The sequence below is a fragment of the Aeromonas sp. R7-2 genome, assembly GCF_040908105.1.
Lineage (GTDB): Bacteria > Pseudomonadota > Gammaproteobacteria > Enterobacterales > Aeromonadaceae > Aeromonas > Aeromonas caviae.
In genome coordinates this window covers 31,498-51,027 of sequence record NZ_JBFODC010000016.1, presented here as the reverse complement: position 1 = coordinate 51,027, position 19,530 = coordinate 31,498, and the positions used below count along the sequence as shown (strand labels likewise).

Below are 19,530 nucleotides of genomic sequence, written 5' to 3'. Positions count from 1 at the left end.
GTTTGGGGGTATTTCCGTTGCCAGAATGAAAAAAACCCGCCAGATGGCGGGTTTGTCATGGGAAAGCGGATTAGACGGAGTAGTACAGCTCGAACTCCAGCGGGTGCGGGGTCATGCGCACGCGGTCAACATCCTGCTGTTTCAGTTCCAGGTAGGAGTTGATGAAGTCATCGCTGAACACGCCACCACGGGTCAGGAACTCACGGTCTGCATCCAGTGCGGACAGCGCTTCGTCCAGGGAACCGGCAACGGTCGGCACTTCAGCGGCTTCTTCCGGCGGCAGATCGTACAGGTTCTTGTCCATGGCATCGCCCGGATGGATCTTGTTGATGATACCGTCCAGACCGGCCATCAGCTGGGCAGCGAAGGCCAAGTACGGGTTGGCAGCCGGATCCGGGAAGCGTACTTCGATGCGGCGGGCTTTCGGGCTCGGCACGACCGGGATACGGATGGAGGCAGAGCGGTTGCGGGCGGAGTAGGCCAGCATGACCGGTGCTTCATAGCCCGGCACCAGACGCTTGTAGGAGTTGGTGGTCGGGTTGGCGAAGGCGTTGATGGCCTTGGCGTGCTTGATGATGCCGCCGATGTAGTGCAGTGCCATCTCGGACAGACCGCCATACAGGTCGCCTGCGAACAGGTTGACGCCGTCTTTGGCCAGGGACTGGTGGCAGTGCATGCCGGAGCCGTTGTCGCCAAACATGGGTTTCGGCATGAAGGTGACGGTCTTGTTGTAGGCGTGGGCCACGTTGTGGATCACGTACTTCAGGACCTGCACTTCGTCAGCCTTCAGGGTGAGGGTGTTGAAGCGGGTTGCGATCTCGTTCTGACCGGCAGTCGCCACTTCGTGGTGGTGAGCTTCGACGACCTGGCCCATCTCTTCCAGCACCAGGCACATGGCGGCACGGATGTCCTGGGAGGAGTCAACCGGGGCAACCGGGAAGTAACCACCCTTGACGAACGGACGGTGACCCTTGTTGCCGTGCTCGTAGTCGGTACCGGAGTTCCAGGCAGCTTCTTCGGATTCGATCTTCACGAAGCTGTGGCCCATGGTGTTGGAGAAGGTGATGTTGTCGAACATGAAGAATTCCGGCTCCGGCCCGAACAGCACGGTGTCAGCGATGCCGCTGGACTTCAGGAAATCTTCGGCACGCTTGGCGATGGAGCGCGGATCACGGTCATAGCCTTGCATGGTGGCGGGTTCAAGCACGTCACAGACGATGTTCAGAGTGGTCTCTTCGGTGAACGGGTCCAGTTTGGCGGAAGCCGGGTCCGGCATCAGCACCATGTCAGACTCGTTGATGCCCTTCCAGCCGCCGATGGAGGAACCATCGAACATCTTGCCGTCTTCGAAGAAGTCTTCGTCAACCTGGTGGGAAGGGATGGATACGTGCTGCTCTTTACCCTTGGTGTCGGTAAAACGCAGATCAACAAACTTGACTTCGTGTTCCTGGATCAGGGCCAAAACGTTCTGGGCTGACATGCTAAGTAACCTCCGGTGTTAAAACTCTTTGGGTGAATGCGTCGTCACATTCACATAAGCCAGTATCGTGCCAAGTTTGTGACAGCTTGATTTCAGGGCACTTGCACCGTTTCAGGCTGCCGAGAAACCCGTTCTCATGCCGGTTGCTGCATTAAAGTGGTGCAACCTTGGATCGTTTTGGTGCACCGAGATGGTGCGCCAGCGTATCCAGGCCATCTAAGCAGCCTTTTGCCGCGGGGTCCATGATCCTGATCCTTTGTTGTGTGTGAATGTGTTGCAATTCTGCTAGGCAGATCACAAAGGCGAGAGTACAATTAGCGCCCAATTTTACCCGGTGATTTGAGGCGAGAATGTTAGAGAATTTACGCAATATTGCGATTATTGCGCACGTTGACCACGGCAAAACGACTCTGGTTGATAAGCTGCTGCAGCAATCCGGCACTCTGGATCGCACCAGCGAAGGTCAGGAACGGATCATGGACTCCAATGATCTGGAACGGGAACGTGGCATCACCATTCTCGCCAAGAACACTGCGATCCGCTGGAACGACTATCGCATCAACATCGTGGATACCCCGGGTCACGCCGACTTCGGTGGTGAAGTTGAGCGCGTACTCTCCATGGTTGACTCCGTGCTGCTGCTGGTCGACGCCGTTGACGGCCCGATGCCGCAGACCCGTTTCGTGACCCAGAAGGCGTTCGCCCAGGGTCTGAAGCCCATCGTGGTCATCAACAAGATCGACCGTCCGGGTGCTCGTCCTGACTGGGTAATGGATCAGGTCTTCGATCTGTTCGACAACCTGGGTGCCACCGATGAGCAACTGGACTTCAAGGTTGTTTACGCCTCTGCACTGAACGGTTGGGCCACCCTGGATCAGGACGTCCCGTCCGAGAACATGGAACCCCTGTTCCAGGCCATCGTCGACAACGTGGAAGCCCCGAAGGGCGACGTTGACGGTGCCTTCCAGATGCAAATCTCCCAGCTGGACTACAACTCCTACGTGGGCGTCATCGGTATCGGTCGCATCACTCGTGGTCGCGTCAAGACCAACCAGCAGGTCACCATCGTCAGTGCCAACGGCAAACCGCGTACCGGCAAGGTCGGTCAGGTGCTGGGCTACCTGGGCCTGTCCCGTACCGAAGTGACCGACGCGCAAGCGGGCGACATCATCGCCATCACCGGTCTGGGCGAGCTGAAGATCTCCGACACCATCTGTGACAACAGTGCCGTCGAAGCCCTGCCGCCGCTCTCCGTTGACGAGCCGACCGTGAACATGACCTTCCAGGTCAACACCTCGCCGTTCGCCGGTAAAGAAGGCAAGTTCGTCACCTCCCGCAACATTCTGGAGCGTCTGAACCAGGAACTGGTCCACAACGTGGCCCTGCGCGTGGAAGAGACCGAAGATCCGGACAAGTTCCGCGTCTCCGGCCGTGGTGAACTGCACCTCTCCATCCTGATCGAAAACATGCGTCGCGAAGGTTACGAACTGGCGGTATCCCGTCCGGAAGTTATCCTGCGTACCGTGGATGGCGAACTGCAAGAACCGTTCGAAACCGTTACTGTGGACGTGGAAGAAGCGCATCAGGGTTCCGTGATGGAGCAGCTCGGCCTGCGTAAAGGCGAGATGACCAACATGACCCCGGATGGCAAGGGTCGCGTCCGTCTGGACTTCATCATCCCGAGCCGTGGCCTGATCGGCTTCCAGACCGAGTTCCTGACCATGACCTCTGGTACCGGTCTGCTGTACCACACCTTCGACCACTACGGTCCGCACAAGGGTGGCAGCATCGGTGAGCGTCAGAACGGCGTGCTGATCTCCAACGCCACCGGCAAGGCCCTGACCTTCGCCCTGTTCGGTCTGCAAGATCGTGGTCGTCTGTTCATCGGTCACGCGACCGAAGTGTACGAAGGCCAGGTGATCGGTATCCACTCCCGTTCCAACGACCTGACCGTCAACTGCCTGAAAGGCAAGCAGCTGACCAACATGCGTGCCTCCGGTACCGACGAAGCCCAGGTGCTGACTCCGCCGATCCGCATGACCCTGGAGCAGGCTCTCGAGTTCATCGACAACGACGAGCTGGTGGAGATCACCCCGAAAGCCATCCGTATCCGCAAGAAATTGCTGACCGAGATGGATCGCAAGCGCGCCGGTCGTGCTTGATCGATAGCTGTTCATCGACAGACCAAAGAGAGGCCTTATGGCCTCTTTTTTATGGGCTCGACATGAGGGCGCATGGGGCCTTAGTTCGATGGAGGCGCATCCGGCCGGTCTGCGGGTGGCCAAATGACCACCCTATCTGACACAATGTCTGCATGATCACGCTTACGAGAAACAAGATGCAGCAGCAGATCCGCGGCCGTCTGGCCCATGCACTCTCCTTCTTGCGCCACGATGGTGCCCACTTCGCCCAGTTTGTCTGGGGCCGCTTCCAGCAGGACAGATTGACGGTGACCGCCGGTTACCTGGCCTATGTCACCCTGCTCTCTCTGGTGCCCATGATCGCCGTGGTGTTCGGTATGATGTCGGCCTTTCCGGTGTTCCAGAGCCTGAAGCAGGCGATGGAGCAGTTCGTCTATCACAACTTCGTCCCCACCGCCGGCGAGATGCTCAAGGAGTACATCGACGGCTTCGTGGCCAACGCCACCAACACCACGGCCGTCGGTATCGGTGCCCTGATCGTGGTGGCCCTGATGCTCATCTCGGCCATTGACAAGAACCTCAACTACATCTGGCGATCCACCCGAAGCCGGCCCTTGGCCCAGGCATTCGCCATGTACTGGATGATCCTGACCCTGGGCCCCGTGCTCATCGGGGCCAGCATCGCCATCTCCTCCTACATTCTCTCGCTCAGGTTGTTCGCGGCTGACAGCCTGTTCGGTATTGGCTATCTGCTGCTGCGCAGCCTGCCGTTCCTCTTCTCCGTGCTCACCTTCCTGCTGATCTATACCGTGGTGCCCAACTGCCGCGTGCGGCTGACCCACGCCTTCATCGGTGCCCTGGTGGCGGCCACCCTGTTCGAGCTGGCCAAGCGCGGCTTTGCCATCTACATCACCAACTTCCCCTCCTACCAGGCCATCTATGGCGCCCTGGCGACCATTCCCATCCTGTTCGTCTGGGTGTATCTGAGCTGGCTGGTGGTGTTGCTGGGGGCCGAGACCACCGCCTGCCTCGGGGAGTACGAGAAGCCCGGTGCAGAGGAGCTGGCCTGACGCCGGCCGGCCATCACACCGGATCCCGACACAAAGGCGTTGGCCCGGGCAGGGCATTTATTGGTAGCATCGACGACCGCTCATCCCGCAGGATGGGCGGTCGTGCTGTTTTGAGAGGAGAGGGATGTGATTGCACTGATTCAGCGGGTCAGCGAGGCCAGCGTAACGGTAGAGGGAGAGGTGACCGGGGCCATCGGCCAGGGGTTGCTGGTGCTGCTCGGGGTGGAGCAGGGGGATGACGAGGCCAAGGCCGACAAGCTGCTGCACAAGGTGAGCGGCTATCGCATCTTCTCTGACGAGAACGGCAAGATGAACCTCAACGTGAGTCAGGTGGGTGGCAGCCTGCTGGTGGTCTCCCAGTTCACCCTGGCGGCGGATACCGGCAAGGGGATGAGACCCAGCTTCTCCGGTGGCGCCCATCCCGCAGATGCCGAGCGACTCTATGAGTACTTCGTGGCCCGCGCCAGGGAGAGCGGCGTGCCGACCGAAACCGGCCGTTTTGCCGCCGACATGAAGGTCAGGCTGCTCAACGACGGCCCCGTCACCTTCTGGCTGCAGGTATAAGGGTGGCAGGCAGGGCAGGCCTCACCGGAGGGGCAGGACGCGATGCCTGCATACTTCGCAGGTTCTTCACCCTGCCGGTGCTCGCCCGCCCTGGCCATGCTGACGGGTCGCGTGCAGGATGACGTTGCGGTAGCCGGGCACGTCGTGGACGTGGGTCGGGCCTATCCACTCCTCTGCCAGTCGCAGAGCCTGTGCCTGTTCGAGCCGGGTGCGGGGCAGCAGATTGATGATTAGGGTTCCGCTCAGGCGGCTGGCCAGTGCCTGATAGAGCGGAGCCTGGAACAGCAGAAGGGGGTTGCCGTCCTGGCTGAACAAATCCAGCAGCACCAGATCGTAGATCTCCTGGCTCTGGTGCAGGAAGTGCAGCGCATCGGCGTGATGCAGCCGAGGCGAGCCCCCTGACGAGGGGAGGAAGAACTGCTGGAACAGGGTGAGGATCTCGGCATCCAGATCCACGCAGTCGTGGTGGGCATCGGGCCAGCGTGCCGCCAGGTGACGGGTGAGATCCCCTCCGCCCAACCCCAGCTCCAGGATCCGGTTTGCCTGCTTTGGCAACTGCTCCGCGATGCTCCGTTGATGAGGCAGACAGAGGCGTGCCGGCTGGTGGAGGCTCATGGCGGATTGCACCACGCCGTCCATTTCCAGCCAGCGATGACGGGCATTTTCAAGCACCGAAACGCGGCGTTCGGGTTTGGCACTGAGGTGCAATAAGTGATCGGCTTGGTACGCTTGCAGATTGAAGTCCATGAATTTGCACGGCAAGATGGCTTTCGACCAGTGTAACTCAAGGATGTTGTTATGTACCGGGTGGTCACCCCCCAAACGGCAGCCGAGCTGGATACCTACTACAGGCTGCGCCGGGAGAAATGGTTGCGTCAGTCCTTCCATCTGCCAGTCGGCGCACACTCAAGGATCGCTTTATGTACCGGGTAGTCACCCCAGAAACACCAGCGGAGCTGGATGCTTACTATCAGTTGCGCTGGGAACTACTGCGCAAACCCTTCAATCTGCCCCTTGGCTCCGAGCGTGACGAGTACGATACCGTTGCCATTCACCGGCTGATGCTCTCACCCGACGGAACGCCCATCGCCGTGGGTCGCCTCTTTGTGGGCGGCGATGAAGCCCAGATCCGCTTTATGGCGCTGCGACCCGAATTTCGCGGCCAGGGGCTGGGCGCCCGCATGGTGGAGGATCTCGAGCAGCTTGCCCGCGACGAGAAGGTGAAACGGCTGGTGATGAACGCCCGCCAGGAGGCGGTGGAGTTCTATCGCCGCTGCGGCTTCCTCGAGGTAGGGGAAGGCCCCGTCTCCTTCGGTCGCATCCCTCACCGCCAGATGATCAAGTCCCTGAGTCCCATGCAGACCATCCAGTACCGTCCGGAGTGGTGCCAGGATCTCACCACCCGCTGGTCGCGGGGTATTCCCATCAGCGAGAAGATGGGGGTGCACATCACCCACTACGATGGCCAGACCTTCCACCTCAAGGCCAACCTGGCGGCCAATCTCAACGTCCACGACACCATGTTCGCCGGCAGCATCTACAGCCAGTGCGTGCTGGCGGGCTGGGGTCTTATCTGGTTGCAGCTCAAGGAGGCAGGGCTGGGAGGGGATACCGTGCTGGCCGAGGGCAACATCAAGTATTACCGGCCGGTGAGCGAAGAGCCGGAGGCGCGGGTGGCCCGGGAGGGCATGCCCGCCGTGCTCGAGCCGCTGAGGGGCGGAGAATCCGCCAAGTTCAGCCTGCGGGTGCAGTTGTTCAGTGGCCGCAAGCTGGCGGTGGAGTTTGTCGGTCAGTACGTGGTGCTGCCCATCAAGCGCGGCGCACGCTGATCCCTGATGTTCACAGCAACAAGGCCTCTTCGCGAGGCCTTGTTCGTTATTGGGCGGCGGGTGGCCGTGGGCGCCAGAGCGGGCCGCTTCGTCCCTGGGCGGGGTAGCGCACACCCGCCTCCCAGCCACAGGCGTCCTGTCCCGTGGGGAAACTCCAGCCCAGGTCGGGCGCATTGAGGGGGCCGCGCCAGCGGGCGAGCAGCTCGGCGCAGCGTCCCTTGTTCAGGACCCCGAGGTCGAGCTGCCACTGGTCTGCGGCCAGGTCGACACCCCCTTGCAGCGCCAGCAGGTGGGTGATGGTGGAGGCGCCACCTTGCTCGATCCGCACCTTGCCCTGCTCCGCCCTGGCATCCAGCCTGATCTGATAGAAGGGGGTGTCTCCGCGTTGCATCGCCTGCCACAGCGTCTGCGGTGTCAGATCGGGGGGGGTCGGCTCCCTGAACCAGTCATCCAGCAGGGGGTCGATGCCGACCTTGTCCCAGAAGGGATCCTTGCTCTCCAGGCTCAGGCTGCCCTGAAGGGTCCGGCGCCAGTTGGCCGTCTGCTCGCCGGGTTGCCCGTTGAGGTCGGCCTGCAGATCTGCTGCCAGATCCACCTTGCCCGCGAAGGAGACGGGGGAGTGCAGCAACTTGCCCCACTGCTCCAGATCCAGCTGCTTGCCCTGCAACTGCATACGGCTCTCCTGCCCGGGCGTTCTGCCCCACTGGCCGCTCAGGTTGAGGGAGCCCTCGTCGGGCAGGGAGGTGGCGAGGGTGTTGAGCTGCCAGGAGCTGGGGGTCAGCTCGCCATCCAGGGTGCCGTTGCGGGCACTGAGACCGTCCCACACCAGCTCGAACCACTTGCTCTCGATGCGGGCTCGCCCCAGCAGGGGGCCTGGCTGGTTGCCCCGCAGGGCGAGATCGTTCAGGTAGAGTTGCCAGCCGGTCAGGGAGAGGGGCAGGGTGTCGTCGAAAGAGAGCACCTTGAGCTTGTCGAAGGCCAGTTTGCGGATGTCGATCTGTTGCGGGCGCCAGCCCTGCCAATCCTGCCACCACCCCTGGGGCAAACTGATGTCCATGCCGCTCAGGGCCAGATCCTTCAGGGTGAGCTTCTGCTGCTGGGTGTCGAGGGCCAGCTCGACGTTGAACTCCCCTTCGTATGCCTTGCCCCGCAGCTCGGCATCCAGCTGCCGGGGGGAGAAGGCGAGCTTGCCCTCGACGGCCTCAAGCTGGAACAGGCCGCGGCCCATGTCGCCCAGGGTGCCCGCCAGATAGCCGCTGGGCTGGCTGCCCGCCTGCCAGTCGAAGGCGGTGAGCTGGCCGTTGAAGTTGTTGAGGGAGAGCTCCTGATCGATGGCATTGATGCTCACCTGGGCAAGCTGACCCCTGTCCAGGGTGATGCGGCGCAGGGGGAACTCGCCAGGGGGAATGTCACCAAGCTCGAGTCGCATGGCGCGGGCCTTGAGAGCGTGCAGTTGCAGGCTGCGCTCTGGCCAGTTCAGCACCATGCCGGTCTCGAGCAGGCCGTCGAACAGGTTGGTGGTCAGTCTGTCGGTGCTGAGCACCTGCCCCTCCAGCCGCCCCTTGAGGCTGAGACGGGCCAGGGTGAACATGGGGGTCTCCAGCTGGTTGATGCCCAGGGTGAGGTTGGCCTGGGGCTGGCGTCTCGGGTCGATCAGTTCCCAGTCACTCAGGGACGCACTGAGGCCGCGCAGGGTCAGGGCCTCGCTCTGCAGGCTCAGGTTGTCGATGGTGCTGTCGCTGATGGTGAGGGAGTGAACCGGCAGGCTTGGCAACTGGTTGGGGAGCGGCAGCTTGATGACGGGACGGATGAGGTCCAGGTGGGCGATGCGCACATCCCGGTTCAACCAGTCGATGTGCTCGATCTCCAGATAGAGTTTTTCCAGCTGTACCGCATCCCCATAGCGCACCTGTTCCGCCAGCAGGGTGTAGGGGTGCAGCGGATTGAACACCAGCCGGCCTATGGTGACAGGCACGCCGGTCTGCTGGCTGAGCCAGCCGGCGATGGGCTCCTTGGCCCGCTCGGCATCGAACAGGCCGAGCCCGACCCAGACAAAGAGCAACAGGAAGGCAAAGGTGTAGAGCAGGCCGCGCAGCCAGGAATTCATCAGTGCTTTCCTCCTGTTTCTGTTGCTTGGTCAGGCATTCGAGTAGTGATCCCGTAGACCGAGCCAGCATCGTATCAAGGGTTCGACATGGCTCGGGTGTTTATTCATCAGGCAAGGTGACCCTCTTCTGCATCTGCCTTGGTCAAGCATTGGAGTAGTGGTCTCGCAGGCCCAGCCAGCGGCGGATCAGGGGCTCGACATGGCTCGGGTGTTTATCCATCAGGCAAGGTGACCCTCTTCTGCATCTGCCTTGGTCAAGCATTGGAGTAGTGGTCTCGCAGGCCCAGCCAGCGGCGGATCAGGGGCTCGACATGGCTCGGGTGTTTATCCATCAGGCAAGGTGACCCTCTTCTGCATCTGCCTTGGTCAAGCATTGGAGTAGTGGTCTCGCAGGCCCAGCCAGCGGCGGATCAGGGGCTCGACATGGCTCGGGTGTTTATCCATCAGGCAAGGTGACCCTCTTCTGCATCTGCCTTGGTCAAGCATTGGAGTAGTGGTCTCGCAGGCCCAGCCAGCGGCGGATCAGGGGCTCGACATGGCTCGGGTGTTTATCCATCAGGCAAGGTGACCCTCTTCTGCATCTGCCTTGGTCAAGCATTGGAGTAGTGGTCTCGCAGGCCCAGCCAGCGGCGGATCAGGGGCTCGACATGGCTCGGGTGTTTATCCATCAGGCAAGGTGACCCTCTTCTGCATCTGCCTTGGTCAAGCATTGGAGTAGTGGTCTCGCAGGCCCAGCCAGCGGCGGATCAGGGGCTCGACATGAGCCGGGTGTTTGTCCATCAGGAAGCGCGCCATCTTCTGCACCTGAGGGATGAGCGGCTGGTCGCGCACCAGATCGGCGATCTTGAGATCGGCCAGGCCGGTCTGGCGGGTACCGAGCAGCTCGCCTGGGCCGCGCAGTTCCAGATCCCGCTGGGCGATGAGAAAGCCGTCATTGGTCTCCCGCAGTACCCCGAGGCGGCTCTGGGCGGTCTTGGACAAGGGGGCATGATAGAGCAGCACGCAGTGAGAGGCCACCGACCCCCGCCCGACCCGGCCGCGGAGCTGGTGCAACTGGGCCAGCCCCAGTCGCTCCGGGTTTTCGATGATCATCAGGCTGGCATTGGGCACATCCACCCCCACCTCGATGACGGTGGTGGCGACCAGCAGTTGCAGTATGCCCGCCTTGAACTCCTCCATCACCCGCTGTTTCTCGACGGGGCGCATCCGGCCGTGTACCAGGCCGATGTGCAGGCCGGGCAGCAGGGTTTGCAGCTCGGCGGCAGTGTCTTCGGCGGCCTGGCACTCCAGCACCTCCGACTCCTCGATCAGGGTGCAGACCCAGTAGGCCTGCTTGCCCTCCTCGCAGGCGAGCCTCACCCGCTCGATCACGTCCTGGCGGCGACTGTCCGGCAGGGCGACCGTGGTAATGGGAGTGCGGCCCGGCGGCAGCTCGTCGATGATGGAGGTGTCGAGGTCCGCATAGGCGGTCATCGCCAGGGTGCGGGGGATGGGGGTGGCGGTCATGATGAGCTGGTGGGGATGCACCCCTTCCCGCTCTCCTTTTTCCCGCAGGGCGAGGCGCTGATGCACCCCGAACCTGTGCTGTTCATCGATGATGACCAGGGCCAGACGCTGGAACACCACCTGCTCCTGGAAGATGGCGTGGGTGCCCACCACCATCTTGACGCTGCCGTCCGCGATGGCGGCCAGCGCCTCTTCCCGCGCCTTGCCCTTCTGCTTGCCCGCCAGCCAGCCGACCTTGATGCCGAGCGGTTCCAGCCACCTGGCGAAGTTGATGGCGTGCTGTTCGGCCAGCAGCTCGGTCGGGGCCATCAGCCCCACCTGGCAGCCGTTGCCGATGGCCTGCAGGGCGGCCAGTGCCGCGACCAGCGTTTTACCTGAGCCCACGTCCCCCTGGACCAGCCGCATCATGGGGTGGCTCTGCTGCAGATCCCGGCCGATCTCCGCCACCACCCGGCTCTGGGCGCCGGTGGGGGTGAACGGCAGGGCGCCGAGCAGCTGCCGGACCAGCTCGGGAGCGGGTTTGAGGGCACGGGCCAGCTGGGTCTGTGCCTGGGCGCGCACCTTCAAGACCGAGAGGTTGTGGGCCAGCAGCTCTTCCAGTACCAGCCGCTGCTGTGCCGGGTGCTGGCCGCTCTCGAGCAGGGCCAGCGCCACCGAGGGGGGCGGGCGGTGCAGCAGCTTCAGGGCGGCGGCAAGATCGATCTGCTGGGGATAGAGGCCGGCAGGCAGCAGCTCCTCGACCCCGTAGAGGTCGAGCTGGGCCAGGGCCTGATCCGTGAGGCTGCGCAGGGTGAGCTGGCGCAGCCCCTCTGTGGTGGGGTAGACGGGGGTGAGGGCCTCTTCGGTCTGGCCGGCCTGCTCCTCGCCGAGCAGCTTGTACTCGGGGTGGGCCATCTCCAGGCCGTACTTGCCGGGACGTGTCTCGCCAAAGCAGCGGATAAGGCGGCCCTGGGCCAGGCTGTTTTTCTGGGCAGCGGTGAAATTGAAGAAGCGCAGGGTCAGGCTGCCGGTGCCGTCGCTGATACGGCACACCAGCATGCGGCGGCGCCCCATCACCAGCTGGGTGTCCTGGATCTCGCCCTCGACGGCACCGTGCAGGCCGGGCGGCAGATCGCCGATGGGCCACACCTGGGTGCGGTCCTCGTAGCGCAGGGGGAGGTGGAACAGCAGGTCCTGTACCGTGGCCAGCCCCAGCCGCTCGAGTTTCTCCAGCATCTTGCTGCCGACACCCTTGAGGCTGTCGAGGGAGATTTTATCCAATTTCATCAATTAGATGCCCGAAAACACTGTAAATATGTCCAGATGATAGGGGTTGTTGCGGCCTCGATGCAAGCCGCGTTGTGCCGTTCCGGGCTGGTGGGCAAGGGAGCGGGGGGAGGGTCATCCATGAAAAAGGCCTGCCGGAAACGGCAGGCCTTTTCACTGACGGGGCGCCCTGGCGGTCAGAGGATGCGCTTGAGCAGGAGGTGAGCCTTGACCCTGTGGATCCGGGCCAGCAGCTTGCGCACCTGATCCGGGTAATCCTTGATCTGCTCTATCTGGTCGAAGTGACTGATGCGGCGGGTGTGGGCCAGGATGTTCTCCCGCTCCGCACTGAACTGCTCGCGCAGGTGATGGTGCTGGTCGTGTACCAGCAGGCCGTTCTCCAGATCCAGCGCCCAGGCTCGGGGATTGAGGTTGTTGCCGGTGAGCAGGGCCCACTCCTCATCCACGAAGATCCCCTTGAGGTGATAGGAGTTCTTCTCGCAGCACCAGAGCATGAGGTTGAGCCGGCCGTTGTCGATGTGGTGCTGGTTGCGCTCGGCAAACTTGCGCAGGTTGGTCTCGTAGAGATAGGGCAGACCGCCGATGGTGGAGAACTTCTCCTCCGGGGGGATGAAGAAGTCGTTGGCGGTCTTGTCGCCCACGACGATGGTCACCTTGCAGCCGCGTTTGAGCAGCGCCTCCACGTCCTTGTTCAACTCCTTGGGGGGGTTGAAGTAGGGGGTGCAGATGAAGATCTCCCGCTCGGTGGCCCGCACCAGGTTGCGGATCATCCGGTTGAGCTGGTTGCCCCGCTTGCCCAGGCCCACCATGGGGGTCACGGCGATCTCCCGATCGTTGGGCTGGATGCTCTCGAAGCGGTACTGGCAGAGGCGCAGGCGCTGCTTGAAGCGGCGGATCGGTCCCTTGAGCTGCTTGGCGCCGGGGATGCCGGTGCGATCCAGTCGCTGGACGGCCTCGCTGCCGAGGAAGACGTCATCCACGTAGTTGACCATGCTGCGGGTCAGTGCCGGGCTGTGGATCTGGTGATAGCGATCGAAGCGGTAGCGCTCCTGCTGGTGCAGGTAGATGTCGTTGAGGCTGGCGCCGGAGTAAAGCAGGGTGTCGTCGAAGATGAAGCCCTTGAGGTGCAGCACCCCGAGCAGCTCGCGGCCCTTGACCGGCACGCCGTAGATCTCGATCTGGTGTTGGTGGCTGGCGGCCATGGCCTGGTACATCAGGTGGTTGCCCCCCTGCTTGCCCTTGCCGATCAGGCCGCGCTGGGCGCGGTGGAAGTCGACGAACACCTTGATGTCGAGAGAGGGATTGCGCTGCTTGGCGGCATAGAGGGCGGAGAGGATCTCCCGTCCCGCCTCGTCATCCTGCAGATAGAGCGCGATCAGATAGATGCGCTGGGTCGCATGGGCGATGAGCGACAGGATCCGGCTCTTGAAGTCTTTGGCGCTGCTGAGTATCTGGAACTGATCCGCGGCGACCGCGATCTGGGGTAAGCGGGTCAGCAACTGTCGATAATGTGCCGATGAATGCATAGAGAAGCCTGAAATCACGGGATGAAGCGTTCCACTCGGGGCGAAGAATAGGCAATTCTAGCAATCTGTGGCGATGGGCCCAAGCAAGAATCCGTAAAAAGTCGGTGCAATATCACATCGGGGCCGACGGATGCGGCCCCGATGTGTTTCCGTCAGAGGATGGCGCTGGCCGTGGCCACGATGAGGAAGGCGATGGTGCCGAGCAGGGTCTCCATCACGGTCCAGGTCTTGAGGGTGGTCTTCTCGTCCATGTTGAGGAAGCGGCTGACCAGCCAGAAGCCGGAGTCATTGAAGTGGGAGAGCACGGTGGCGCCCCCGGCGATGGCGATGACGATGAAGGTCAGGTCCAGCTCGCTCAGGCCGGTGGTGGCGGCCACGGTCGGCGCCATCAGGGCGGCGGTAGTGGTCAGGGCCACGGTGGCGGAACCCTGGGCGACCCGCAGCGCGGCGGACACCAGGAAGGCTGCGAGGATCACCGGCATGCCGGTATCGGAGAGGACGTCGGCCAGCGCGGTGCCGATGCCGCTCGCCCGCAATACGCCGCCGAACATGCCGCCGGCACCGGTGACCAGGATGACGGCGCAGACCGGGGCCAGGGCGTCGTTGCAGAACTTCTCGAGCTGCACCTTGCCCTGGCTCTGGCGGAACATCCAGAGGGCGTACAGCACAGTGATGAGCAGGGCGACCGGGGTCTTGCCGACCATGCGCAGCACGTTGACCCAGTCCGCACCCTTGTCGATGACGCCCATGACGCTCAGGGTATTGAGGCCGGTATCCATGAAGATGAGCACCAGCGGCAGCAGCAGGATGGAGATCACCTGGCCGAAGCTCGGCACCTTGTCGGAGAGCTGCTCGGCACTGGCAGTGAAGCTCGGGGGCAGGGGCAGCTCAAACTTCTTGCCGGACCAGAGCCCGAACAGGTAAGCACCCAGATACCAGGTGGGCAGCGCGACCAGCAGGCCCACGATGGTGAGCAGACCGATGTTGGCACCCAGCAGCTCGCTGGCGGCCACCGGGCCCGGGTGGGGCGGCAGGAAGGCGTGCATCACCGCAAAGGCACCGGCGGAGGGCAGGGCATACTTGAGGACGGAGCCGCCGAACTGCTTCGCCACGCTGAAGATGATGGGCAGCATGACGATGAGGCCGGCGTCAAAGAAGATCGGGAAGCCGAACAGCAGGGAGGCCACACCCAGCGCGAAGGGGGCGCGGTGGGAGCCGAAGCGGTTGATCAGGGTATCGGCCAGTACCTTGGCACCCCCCGTCATCTCCAGGATCCTGCCTATCATGGCGCCGAGGCCGACCAGCAGCGCGACCGAGGCCAGGGTGCCGCCGAAACCGGTCAGCATGGTGGGGATCACCTGGTCATAGGTGACCCCGGTGGCCAGGGCCGTCAGCATGCTGACCAGGGTCAATGCCACGAAGGCATGTACCTTGAATCGCATGATCAGCACCAGCAACATGACAATGGCTCCGCCCGCTACCGAGAGCAGATAGGCGACATCGGGTGTGTTCATTGCTCCGTCCATAAAATTGTCCTCAAATGGTTCTAGTTGTTGTTCTGCACATTTCTGTGCTGCACTTCACATTGCGAAACGTTACCGGTAACATGTTACCGGTAACGTGGTAGCTTAGAACCCATCAGGCGAACGTTTTTTGAAAAGTGAGAGAGAGGTCAAATAATGGCGGGCAAGTGCATTATCGTGATGGGTGTGTGTGGCAGCGGCAAGTCCAGCATCGGCCTCAAGGTGGCCAATGCCCTGGGGGCCAAGTTCATCGACGGCGATGATCTGCACCCTCGCGCGAACATCCAGAAGATGGCGGCGGGCAACCCGCTCAACGATGAAGACAGAGCCCCCTGGCTTGAGCGGATCCGCGATGCGGCCTACAGCCTGGAGCGCAAGAACGAGCCCGGCGTCATCGTCTGCTCGGCCCTCAAGAAGCAGTACCGCGACCAGATCCGCGAGGGCAACGACTCGGTGAGTTTCCTGTTTCTGGATGGCAGCCAGTCCCTCATTCTCGAACGGATGCGGGCACGGCAGGGCCACTTCATGCGCGAAGCCATGGTACAAAGCCAGTTTGATACCCTGGAGCGACCGGATGGCGAGCCCGGCGTGTTTCGCATCGATATCGACGGGACCTTCGAACAGGTGGTCGACCGTGCCGTCACCGCGCTGACGCAGGCGCAATGAGCCATGTCGCGCGCCCGGCTGCGGCCGACCGCGCCCGTATATAGAGTTGGAGATAAAGCTATGACCCATCCCGTGATCACCCAGGTGACCAACCGCATCCGCGAGCGCAGCACCGCCCGCCGTGCCCACTTCCTGGCCCGCATCCAGCGCCAGGCTGATCAGGGCAAGACCCGCGCCTCCCTCTCCTGCGGCAACCTGGCCCACGCCGTGGCCGCCTCGAGCTGTGACGAGAAGGGGCGCATCCTCGACATGACCCGCGCCAACGTGGCCATCGTCACCGCCTACAACGACATGCTGAGTGCCCATCAGCCCTATCAGGGCTACCCGGACATCATCAAGGGCGCCTTGGCCGAGCTCGGCCACAGCGCCCAGGTCGCCGGCGGCGTGCCCGCCATGTGCGACGGCGTGACCCAGGGTCAGCCGGGGATGGACATGTCCCTCTTCTCCCGGGACCTCATCGCCCAGGCCACCGCGGTCTCCCTCTCCCACAACACCTTCGACGCCACCCTGCTGCTCGGCATCTGCGACAAGATTGCCCCGGGCCAGATCATGGGGGCGCTTTCCCACGCCCACCTGCCCACCGCCTTCGTGCCTGCCGGTCCCATGGCGAGCGGCATCAGCAACGACGAGAAGGTGAAGGTGCGCCAGCAGTACGCTGCCGGTGAAGTGGGCCGCGACGCCCTGCTCAAGATGGAGTGCGGCGCCTACCACGCGGCGGGCACCTGCACCTTCTACGGCACCGCCAACACCAACCAGCTGGTGTTCGAAGCCATGGGCCTGATGCTGCCGGGTTCCGCCTTCGTGCATCCGCACAGCGAGCTGCGCCACGCCCTCACCGAGGAAGCGGCCCGCCGCATCAGCGCCATGATCCCGGGCTCCCCGGCCTATCGCCCCCTGAGTGCGGTGATCGACGAGCGCGCCCTGGTCAACGGCCTGGTGGCCCTGCTCGCCTCCGGCGGCAGCACCAACCACAGCATCCACATGGTGGCGCTGGCCCGCGCCGCCGGGCTGGAGCTGACCTGGGACGACTTGAGCGATCTCTCCGACGTGGTGCCGCTCCTGGTGCGCATGTACCCGAACGGCCCGGCGGACGTCAACGCCTTCGAGCAGGCGGGGGGCGTGCCCGGCCTGATGCGTCGTCTGGCCGAAGAAGGGCTGATCCACATGGATGCCACCCCGGTCTTCGGCGAGATGCAGGACTACCTCAGCCGTCCGGCACTGGTGGATGGCAAGCTGGTGTGGCAACCGGTGGGCGAGAGCGGGGATCCGAGCGTGCTCTCCCCCTCTGGCAGCGAGTTCCAGGCCACCGGCGGCACCAAGCTGCTGGCGGGCAACCTGGGCCGCGCCGTGGTCAAGGTCTCCGCCGTCGCGCCCGAGTATCGGGTCATCGAGGCCCCGGCCCGGGTCTTCTCCTCCCAGCATGCGGTGGAGGCGGCCTACAAGGCTGGTGAGTTGAACCAGGACGCCGTCATCGTGGTGCGCCACAACGGCCCGGCCGCCAACGGCATGCCGGAGCTGCACAAGCTGATGCCGGTGCTTGGCAACCTGCAGAAGGCGGGTCACAAGGTGGCCCTGGTCACCGATGGTCGCCTCTCCGGCGCCTCCGGCAAGATCCCGGCCGCCATCCACGTCACCCCGGAAGCGCTGCACGGCGGGGCCATCGGCCTGCTCGCCGATGGCGACCTGCTGCGGGTGGATGCCGAGTCTGGCCGCCTCGACTGCCTGACCGATTTGAGCGGCCGTACCCAGGCCGAGATCGACCTCACCCTGGAACAAGAGGGGTGGGGCCGTGAACTGTTCAGCGTGATGCGTCGCGCGGTATCGAGCGCCGAGTGCGGCGCCACCATCTTTGACTAAGGAAGAGCTATGCAGAACTGGAAAGTGACCCCTGCCGAGGTGTTTGCCGCCTCCCCCCTGGTACCCGTGATGGTCATCAACGACCTGGAGCAGGCCCTGCCGATGGCCAAGGCCCTGCTGGATGGTGGCATCTCGGTGTTCGAGATCACCCTGCGCACCCCGGTGGCGCTGGACGCCATCGCCCTCATCGCCAAGGCGATGCCGGATGCCATGGTCGGTGCCGGTACCGTGCTCAACTGCGCGCAGTTTGATGCCGCCGTCGCTGCCGGTGCCCGCTTCGTCATCTCCCCGGGCATGACCCCGGCCCTGCTGGCCCACGCGGCCAAGAGCACGGCGCCGCTGATCCCGGGGGTGGCCACCCCGTCCGAGGTGATGCAGGCGCTGGAAGCAGGCTACGACCACCTCAAATTCTTCCCGGCCGAGGCGAACGGCGGCACCAAGGCACTCTCCGCCATCGCGGCGCCCCTGCCCCAGGTGAAATTCTGCCCCACCGGCGGCATCGGCCCGAAAAACGTGGCCGACTACCTGGCGCTGAAATGTGTGGCCACCGTCGGCGGCTCCTGGATGCTGCCGGCAGACGCCGTCAAGAGCGGCAACTGGGAGGAGGTGACCCGCCTCTCCCGGGAAGCGGTTGAATTGGTTAAACGCTAAGCAAATATCGTTTAGAAAAATTAAACAGGCCACCCCCGGGTGGCCTGCTGTTTTTCCGCCCCCGGAGGGGGTGGGCCGTTTGCTTCCGGCCTCGCCCTGGCTTAAGGTCGGGGGCCGCCCCTCTCCCCTGGAGCCTTCATGTCCTGTCTGCATCCATCCTACCCGCAAGGGCACTTCACCGCGCTGCACTGCCACCCCCATGCCCAATACTGCTATCTGCACGACGGGGGCGGCATCATCACGGGGCGAGGGGAGGGAGAACTGCTGGTGGCGGGCCAGATCTGCTTTATTCCGGCGGGGTGGGAGCACGAGTTTCGCGTGCTGCGCCGCTCCCGGCTCTCCCTCCTCTATGTGCCGACGTCGGCCCGCACCGCCTTCGGCCCCTTGCAGGCCAGCCCGCTGCTGGCGGGCCTCTTCGCCCGCCTGCCCGAGCTGGCCGAGGGGGAGGTGAAGGGGGCCTATCTGACAGTGCTTTGCCAGGAGCTGGAGCGCGCCGACCCGCTCGCGGCGCGCATTCCCCTCACCGGGGAGCTGGACCCGCGCCTGCTGCGGGTGCTGGACAGGGTGTGCCAGGCACCCGCCATCCATCTGACGCTGACGGCGCTGGCGGCAGATTGCGGCGCCTCGGTGCGCACCCTCAACCGGCTCTTCCTCCAGCAGCTGGGGTGCAGCTTTCGCCAATGGAGGGAGCAGGTGGTGCTGGGACGGGCGCGCCAGTTGCAGCACCGGGGGCTCACGCTGGCCCAGATCGCCGATCGGCTCGGCTACGAGGATCCCGGCGCCTTGTCCCGCGCCCTCCAGCGCCTTGCCCGGCGCGAACCGGCGGCCTGAGGGCGCATTGTCTGCCTTCCTGCCCGCCATGGCGGTGTCTGCGGGTTGCCGGCAGTCAGCGCCGCGAGCCGATATCCGCATCCTCCTTGCTGCCTGCCAGCAGGCAGGTCACCTCGTCGGTGTGGCAGATCCGATCGCCGCGAAAGGTGAAGAGGCCGCTCACCTTGCAGATCAGGGTGCCGCCGTCCTGGCGGGTGGCCCGTACCACATGGGTCGAGTGCACCCGCTCCCCCTGCGCCAGGGTGGCGACAAACTCGATGCTCGCCCCGGCCAGATGGCGGCGCAGTGTGGCGATGTGCTGGTGAAACGCCGGGTAGTCGAGCCGCTCGCCGTTCACCTCCTGGCAGTAGTCGGGGGTGAACCAGGCGTCGAGCTCCGCCAGGGGGAAGGCGGGATCGCAGATGACGCGCTGCAGGCAGGCTTTCAATCGTTCGGTGTGGTGCATGGTCTGCTCCTGACAGGGTGGATGGAGGAGCCAGCATAGGCCAGGGGACGGCGAGGGGAGAGGGGGGA

15 protein-coding genes are annotated in these 19,530 nt (G+C 63.7%); 8 read left to right on the top strand and 7 right to left on the bottom strand.

The window, feature by feature from the left end; genetic code table 11:
* Positions 1–70: 70 nt before the first annotated feature.
* On the bottom strand, positions 71–1,480 hold the full coding sequence (gene glnA, locus AB5Y47_RS03980; protein WP_010672526.1) for a glutamate--ammonia ligase: 1,410 nt from the start codon (positions 1,478–1,480) through the stop codon (positions 71–73).
* Positions 1,481–1,830: 350 nt separating this feature from the next.
* On the opposite strand from glnA, the gene typA reads away from it, so the two are divergent.
* The 3 genes from typA (at position 1,831) to dtd (ending at position 5,255) form a co-directional block, all read left to right on the top strand.
* Positions 1,831–3,642, top strand: coding sequence for a translational GTPase TypA (gene typA, locus AB5Y47_RS03975; RefSeq protein ID WP_043153538.1), 1,812 nt, complete (start codon positions 1,831–1,833; stop codon positions 3,640–3,642).
* 176 nt (positions 3,643–3,818) lie between these two features.
* Positions 3,819–4,691 carry a virulence factor BrkB family protein gene (locus AB5Y47_RS03970; RefSeq protein ID WP_039039511.1) on the top strand — a complete coding sequence of 291 codons (873 nt, stop codon included), beginning with the start codon at positions 3,819–3,821 and terminating at the stop codon, positions 4,689–4,691.
* Between the two features lie 126 nt (positions 4,692–4,817).
* Entirely contained in the window at positions 4,818–5,255 is a 438-nt protein-coding gene (dtd, locus tag AB5Y47_RS03965; protein WP_039039510.1) for a D-aminoacyl-tRNA deacylase, read from the top strand.
* 66 nt (positions 5,256–5,321) lie between these two features.
* On the opposite strand, the gene AB5Y47_RS03960 is transcribed toward dtd, so the two are convergent.
* Positions 5,322–6,002, bottom strand: a complete 681-nt coding sequence (locus AB5Y47_RS03960) for a methyltransferase domain-containing protein (protein WP_049636730.1) — start codon at positions 6,000–6,002, stop codon at positions 5,322–5,324.
* A 173-nt stretch (positions 6,003–6,175) separates the two neighbouring features.
* On the opposite strand from AB5Y47_RS03960, the gene AB5Y47_RS03955 reads away from it, so the two are divergent.
* Positions 6,176–7,084: a bifunctional GNAT family N-acetyltransferase/hotdog fold thioesterase gene (locus AB5Y47_RS03955; RefSeq protein WP_010672532.1), complete on the top strand. Its 909-nt coding sequence runs from the start codon at positions 6,176–6,178 to the stop codon at positions 7,082–7,084.
* Positions 7,085–7,130: 46 nt separating this feature from the next.
* Here the strand turns inward: AB5Y47_RS03955 and AB5Y47_RS03950 are convergent, their stop codons facing one another.
* The 4 genes from AB5Y47_RS03950 to AB5Y47_RS03935 form a co-directional block, all read right to left on the bottom strand.
* Positions 7,131–9,191: an AsmA-like C-terminal region-containing protein gene (locus AB5Y47_RS03950; RefSeq protein WP_368219862.1), complete on the bottom strand. Its 2,061-nt coding sequence runs from the start codon at positions 9,189–9,191 to the stop codon at positions 7,131–7,133.
* A gap of 702 nt (positions 9,192–9,893) precedes the next feature.
* Positions 9,894–11,963: an ATP-dependent DNA helicase RecG gene (gene recG, locus AB5Y47_RS03945; protein ID WP_048209245.1), complete on the bottom strand. Its 2,070-nt coding sequence runs from the start codon at positions 11,961–11,963 to the stop codon at positions 9,894–9,896.
* A 176-nt stretch (positions 11,964–12,139) separates the two neighbouring features.
* The gene (pssA, locus tag AB5Y47_RS03940; RefSeq protein WP_266109833.1) at positions 12,140–13,489 is read right to left on the bottom strand and encodes a CDP-diacylglycerol--serine O-phosphatidyltransferase; all 1,350 of its coding nucleotides are present in this window, start codon (positions 13,487–13,489) and stop codon (positions 12,140–12,142) included.
* Between the two features lie 152 nt (positions 13,490–13,641).
* Positions 13,642–15,003, bottom strand: coding sequence for a GntP family permease (locus AB5Y47_RS03935; protein WP_234888195.1), 1,362 nt, complete (start codon positions 15,001–15,003; stop codon positions 13,642–13,644).
* A 165-nt stretch (positions 15,004–15,168) separates the two neighbouring features.
* Here AB5Y47_RS03935 and AB5Y47_RS03930 point away from each other — a divergent pair, with 165 nt between their 5' ends.
* The 4 genes from AB5Y47_RS03930 to AB5Y47_RS03915 all read left to right on the top strand — a co-directional run bounded on the left by AB5Y47_RS03930 (position 15,169) and on the right by AB5Y47_RS03915 (position 19,017).
* Positions 15,169–15,678 (top strand): gluconokinase, encoded by a 510-nt coding sequence (locus tag AB5Y47_RS03930; protein ID WP_368219861.1) that lies wholly within the window; start codon positions 15,169–15,171, stop codon positions 15,676–15,678.
* A gap of 60 nt (positions 15,679–15,738) precedes the next feature.
* Positions 15,739–17,535 carry a phosphogluconate dehydratase gene (gene edd / locus AB5Y47_RS03925; protein WP_368219859.1) on the top strand — a complete coding sequence of 599 codons (1,797 nt, stop codon included), beginning with the start codon at positions 15,739–15,741 and terminating at the stop codon, positions 17,533–17,535.
* Between the two features lie 9 nt (positions 17,536–17,544).
* Positions 17,545–18,186 carry a bifunctional 4-hydroxy-2-oxoglutarate aldolase/2-dehydro-3-deoxy-phosphogluconate aldolase gene (locus AB5Y47_RS03920; protein ID WP_039039502.1) on the top strand — a complete coding sequence of 214 codons (642 nt, stop codon included), beginning with the start codon at positions 17,545–17,547 and terminating at the stop codon, positions 18,184–18,186.
* 138 nt (positions 18,187–18,324) lie between these two features.
* Positions 18,325–19,017, top strand: coding sequence for an AraC family transcriptional regulator (locus tag AB5Y47_RS03915; RefSeq protein WP_210556422.1), 693 nt, complete (start codon positions 18,325–18,327; stop codon positions 19,015–19,017).
* 55 nt (positions 19,018–19,072) lie between these two features.
* Here AB5Y47_RS03915 and AB5Y47_RS03910 read toward each other — a convergent pair whose 3' ends face one another.
* Entirely contained in the window at positions 19,073–19,462 is a 390-nt protein-coding gene (locus tag AB5Y47_RS03910) for a nuclear transport factor 2 family protein (protein WP_202044852.1), read from the bottom strand.
* Between the last annotated feature and the right edge of the window lie 68 nt (positions 19,463–19,530).

Coding starts and splice junctions, on each gene's coding strand:
- edd (WP_368219859.1), top strand. CDS start 15,739: ATGACCCATCCCGTGATCACCCAGGTGACCAACCGCATCCGCGAGCGC.
- typA (WP_043153538.1), top strand. CDS start 1,831: ATGTTAGAGAATTTACGCAATATTGCGATTATTGCGCACGTTGACCAC.
- AB5Y47_RS03910 (WP_202044852.1), bottom strand. CDS start 19,462: ATGCACCACACCGAACGATTGAAAGCCTGCCTGCAGCGCGTCATCTGC.
- recG (WP_048209245.1), bottom strand. CDS start 11,963: ATGAAATTGGATAAAATCTCCCTCGACAGCCTCAAGGGTGTCGGCAGC.
- AB5Y47_RS03915 (WP_210556422.1), top strand. CDS start 18,325: ATGTCCTGTCTGCATCCATCCTACCCGCAAGGGCACTTCACCGCGCTG.
- AB5Y47_RS03960 (WP_049636730.1), bottom strand. CDS start 6,002: ATGGACTTCAATCTGCAAGCGTACCAAGCCGATCACTTATTGCACCTC.
- AB5Y47_RS03920 (WP_039039502.1), top strand. CDS start 17,545: ATGCAGAACTGGAAAGTGACCCCTGCCGAGGTGTTTGCCGCCTCCCCC.
- AB5Y47_RS03930 (WP_368219861.1), top strand. CDS start 15,169: ATGGCGGGCAAGTGCATTATCGTGATGGGTGTGTGTGGCAGCGGCAAG.
- AB5Y47_RS03955 (WP_010672532.1), top strand. CDS start 6,176: ATGTACCGGGTAGTCACCCCAGAAACACCAGCGGAGCTGGATGCTTAC.
- glnA (WP_010672526.1), bottom strand. CDS start 1,480: ATGTCAGCCCAGAACGTTTTGGCCCTGATCCAGGAACACGAAGTCAAG.
- AB5Y47_RS03970 (WP_039039511.1), top strand. CDS start 3,819: ATGCAGCAGCAGATCCGCGGCCGTCTGGCCCATGCACTCTCCTTCTTG.
- AB5Y47_RS03950 (WP_368219862.1), bottom strand. CDS start 9,191: ATGAATTCCTGGCTGCGCGGCCTGCTCTACACCTTTGCCTTCCTGTTG.
- AB5Y47_RS03935 (WP_234888195.1), bottom strand. CDS start 15,003: ATGAACACACCCGATGTCGCCTATCTGCTCTCGGTAGCGGGCGGAGCC.
- pssA (WP_266109833.1), bottom strand. CDS start 13,489: ATGCATTCATCGGCACATTATCGACAGTTGCTGACCCGCTTACCCCAG.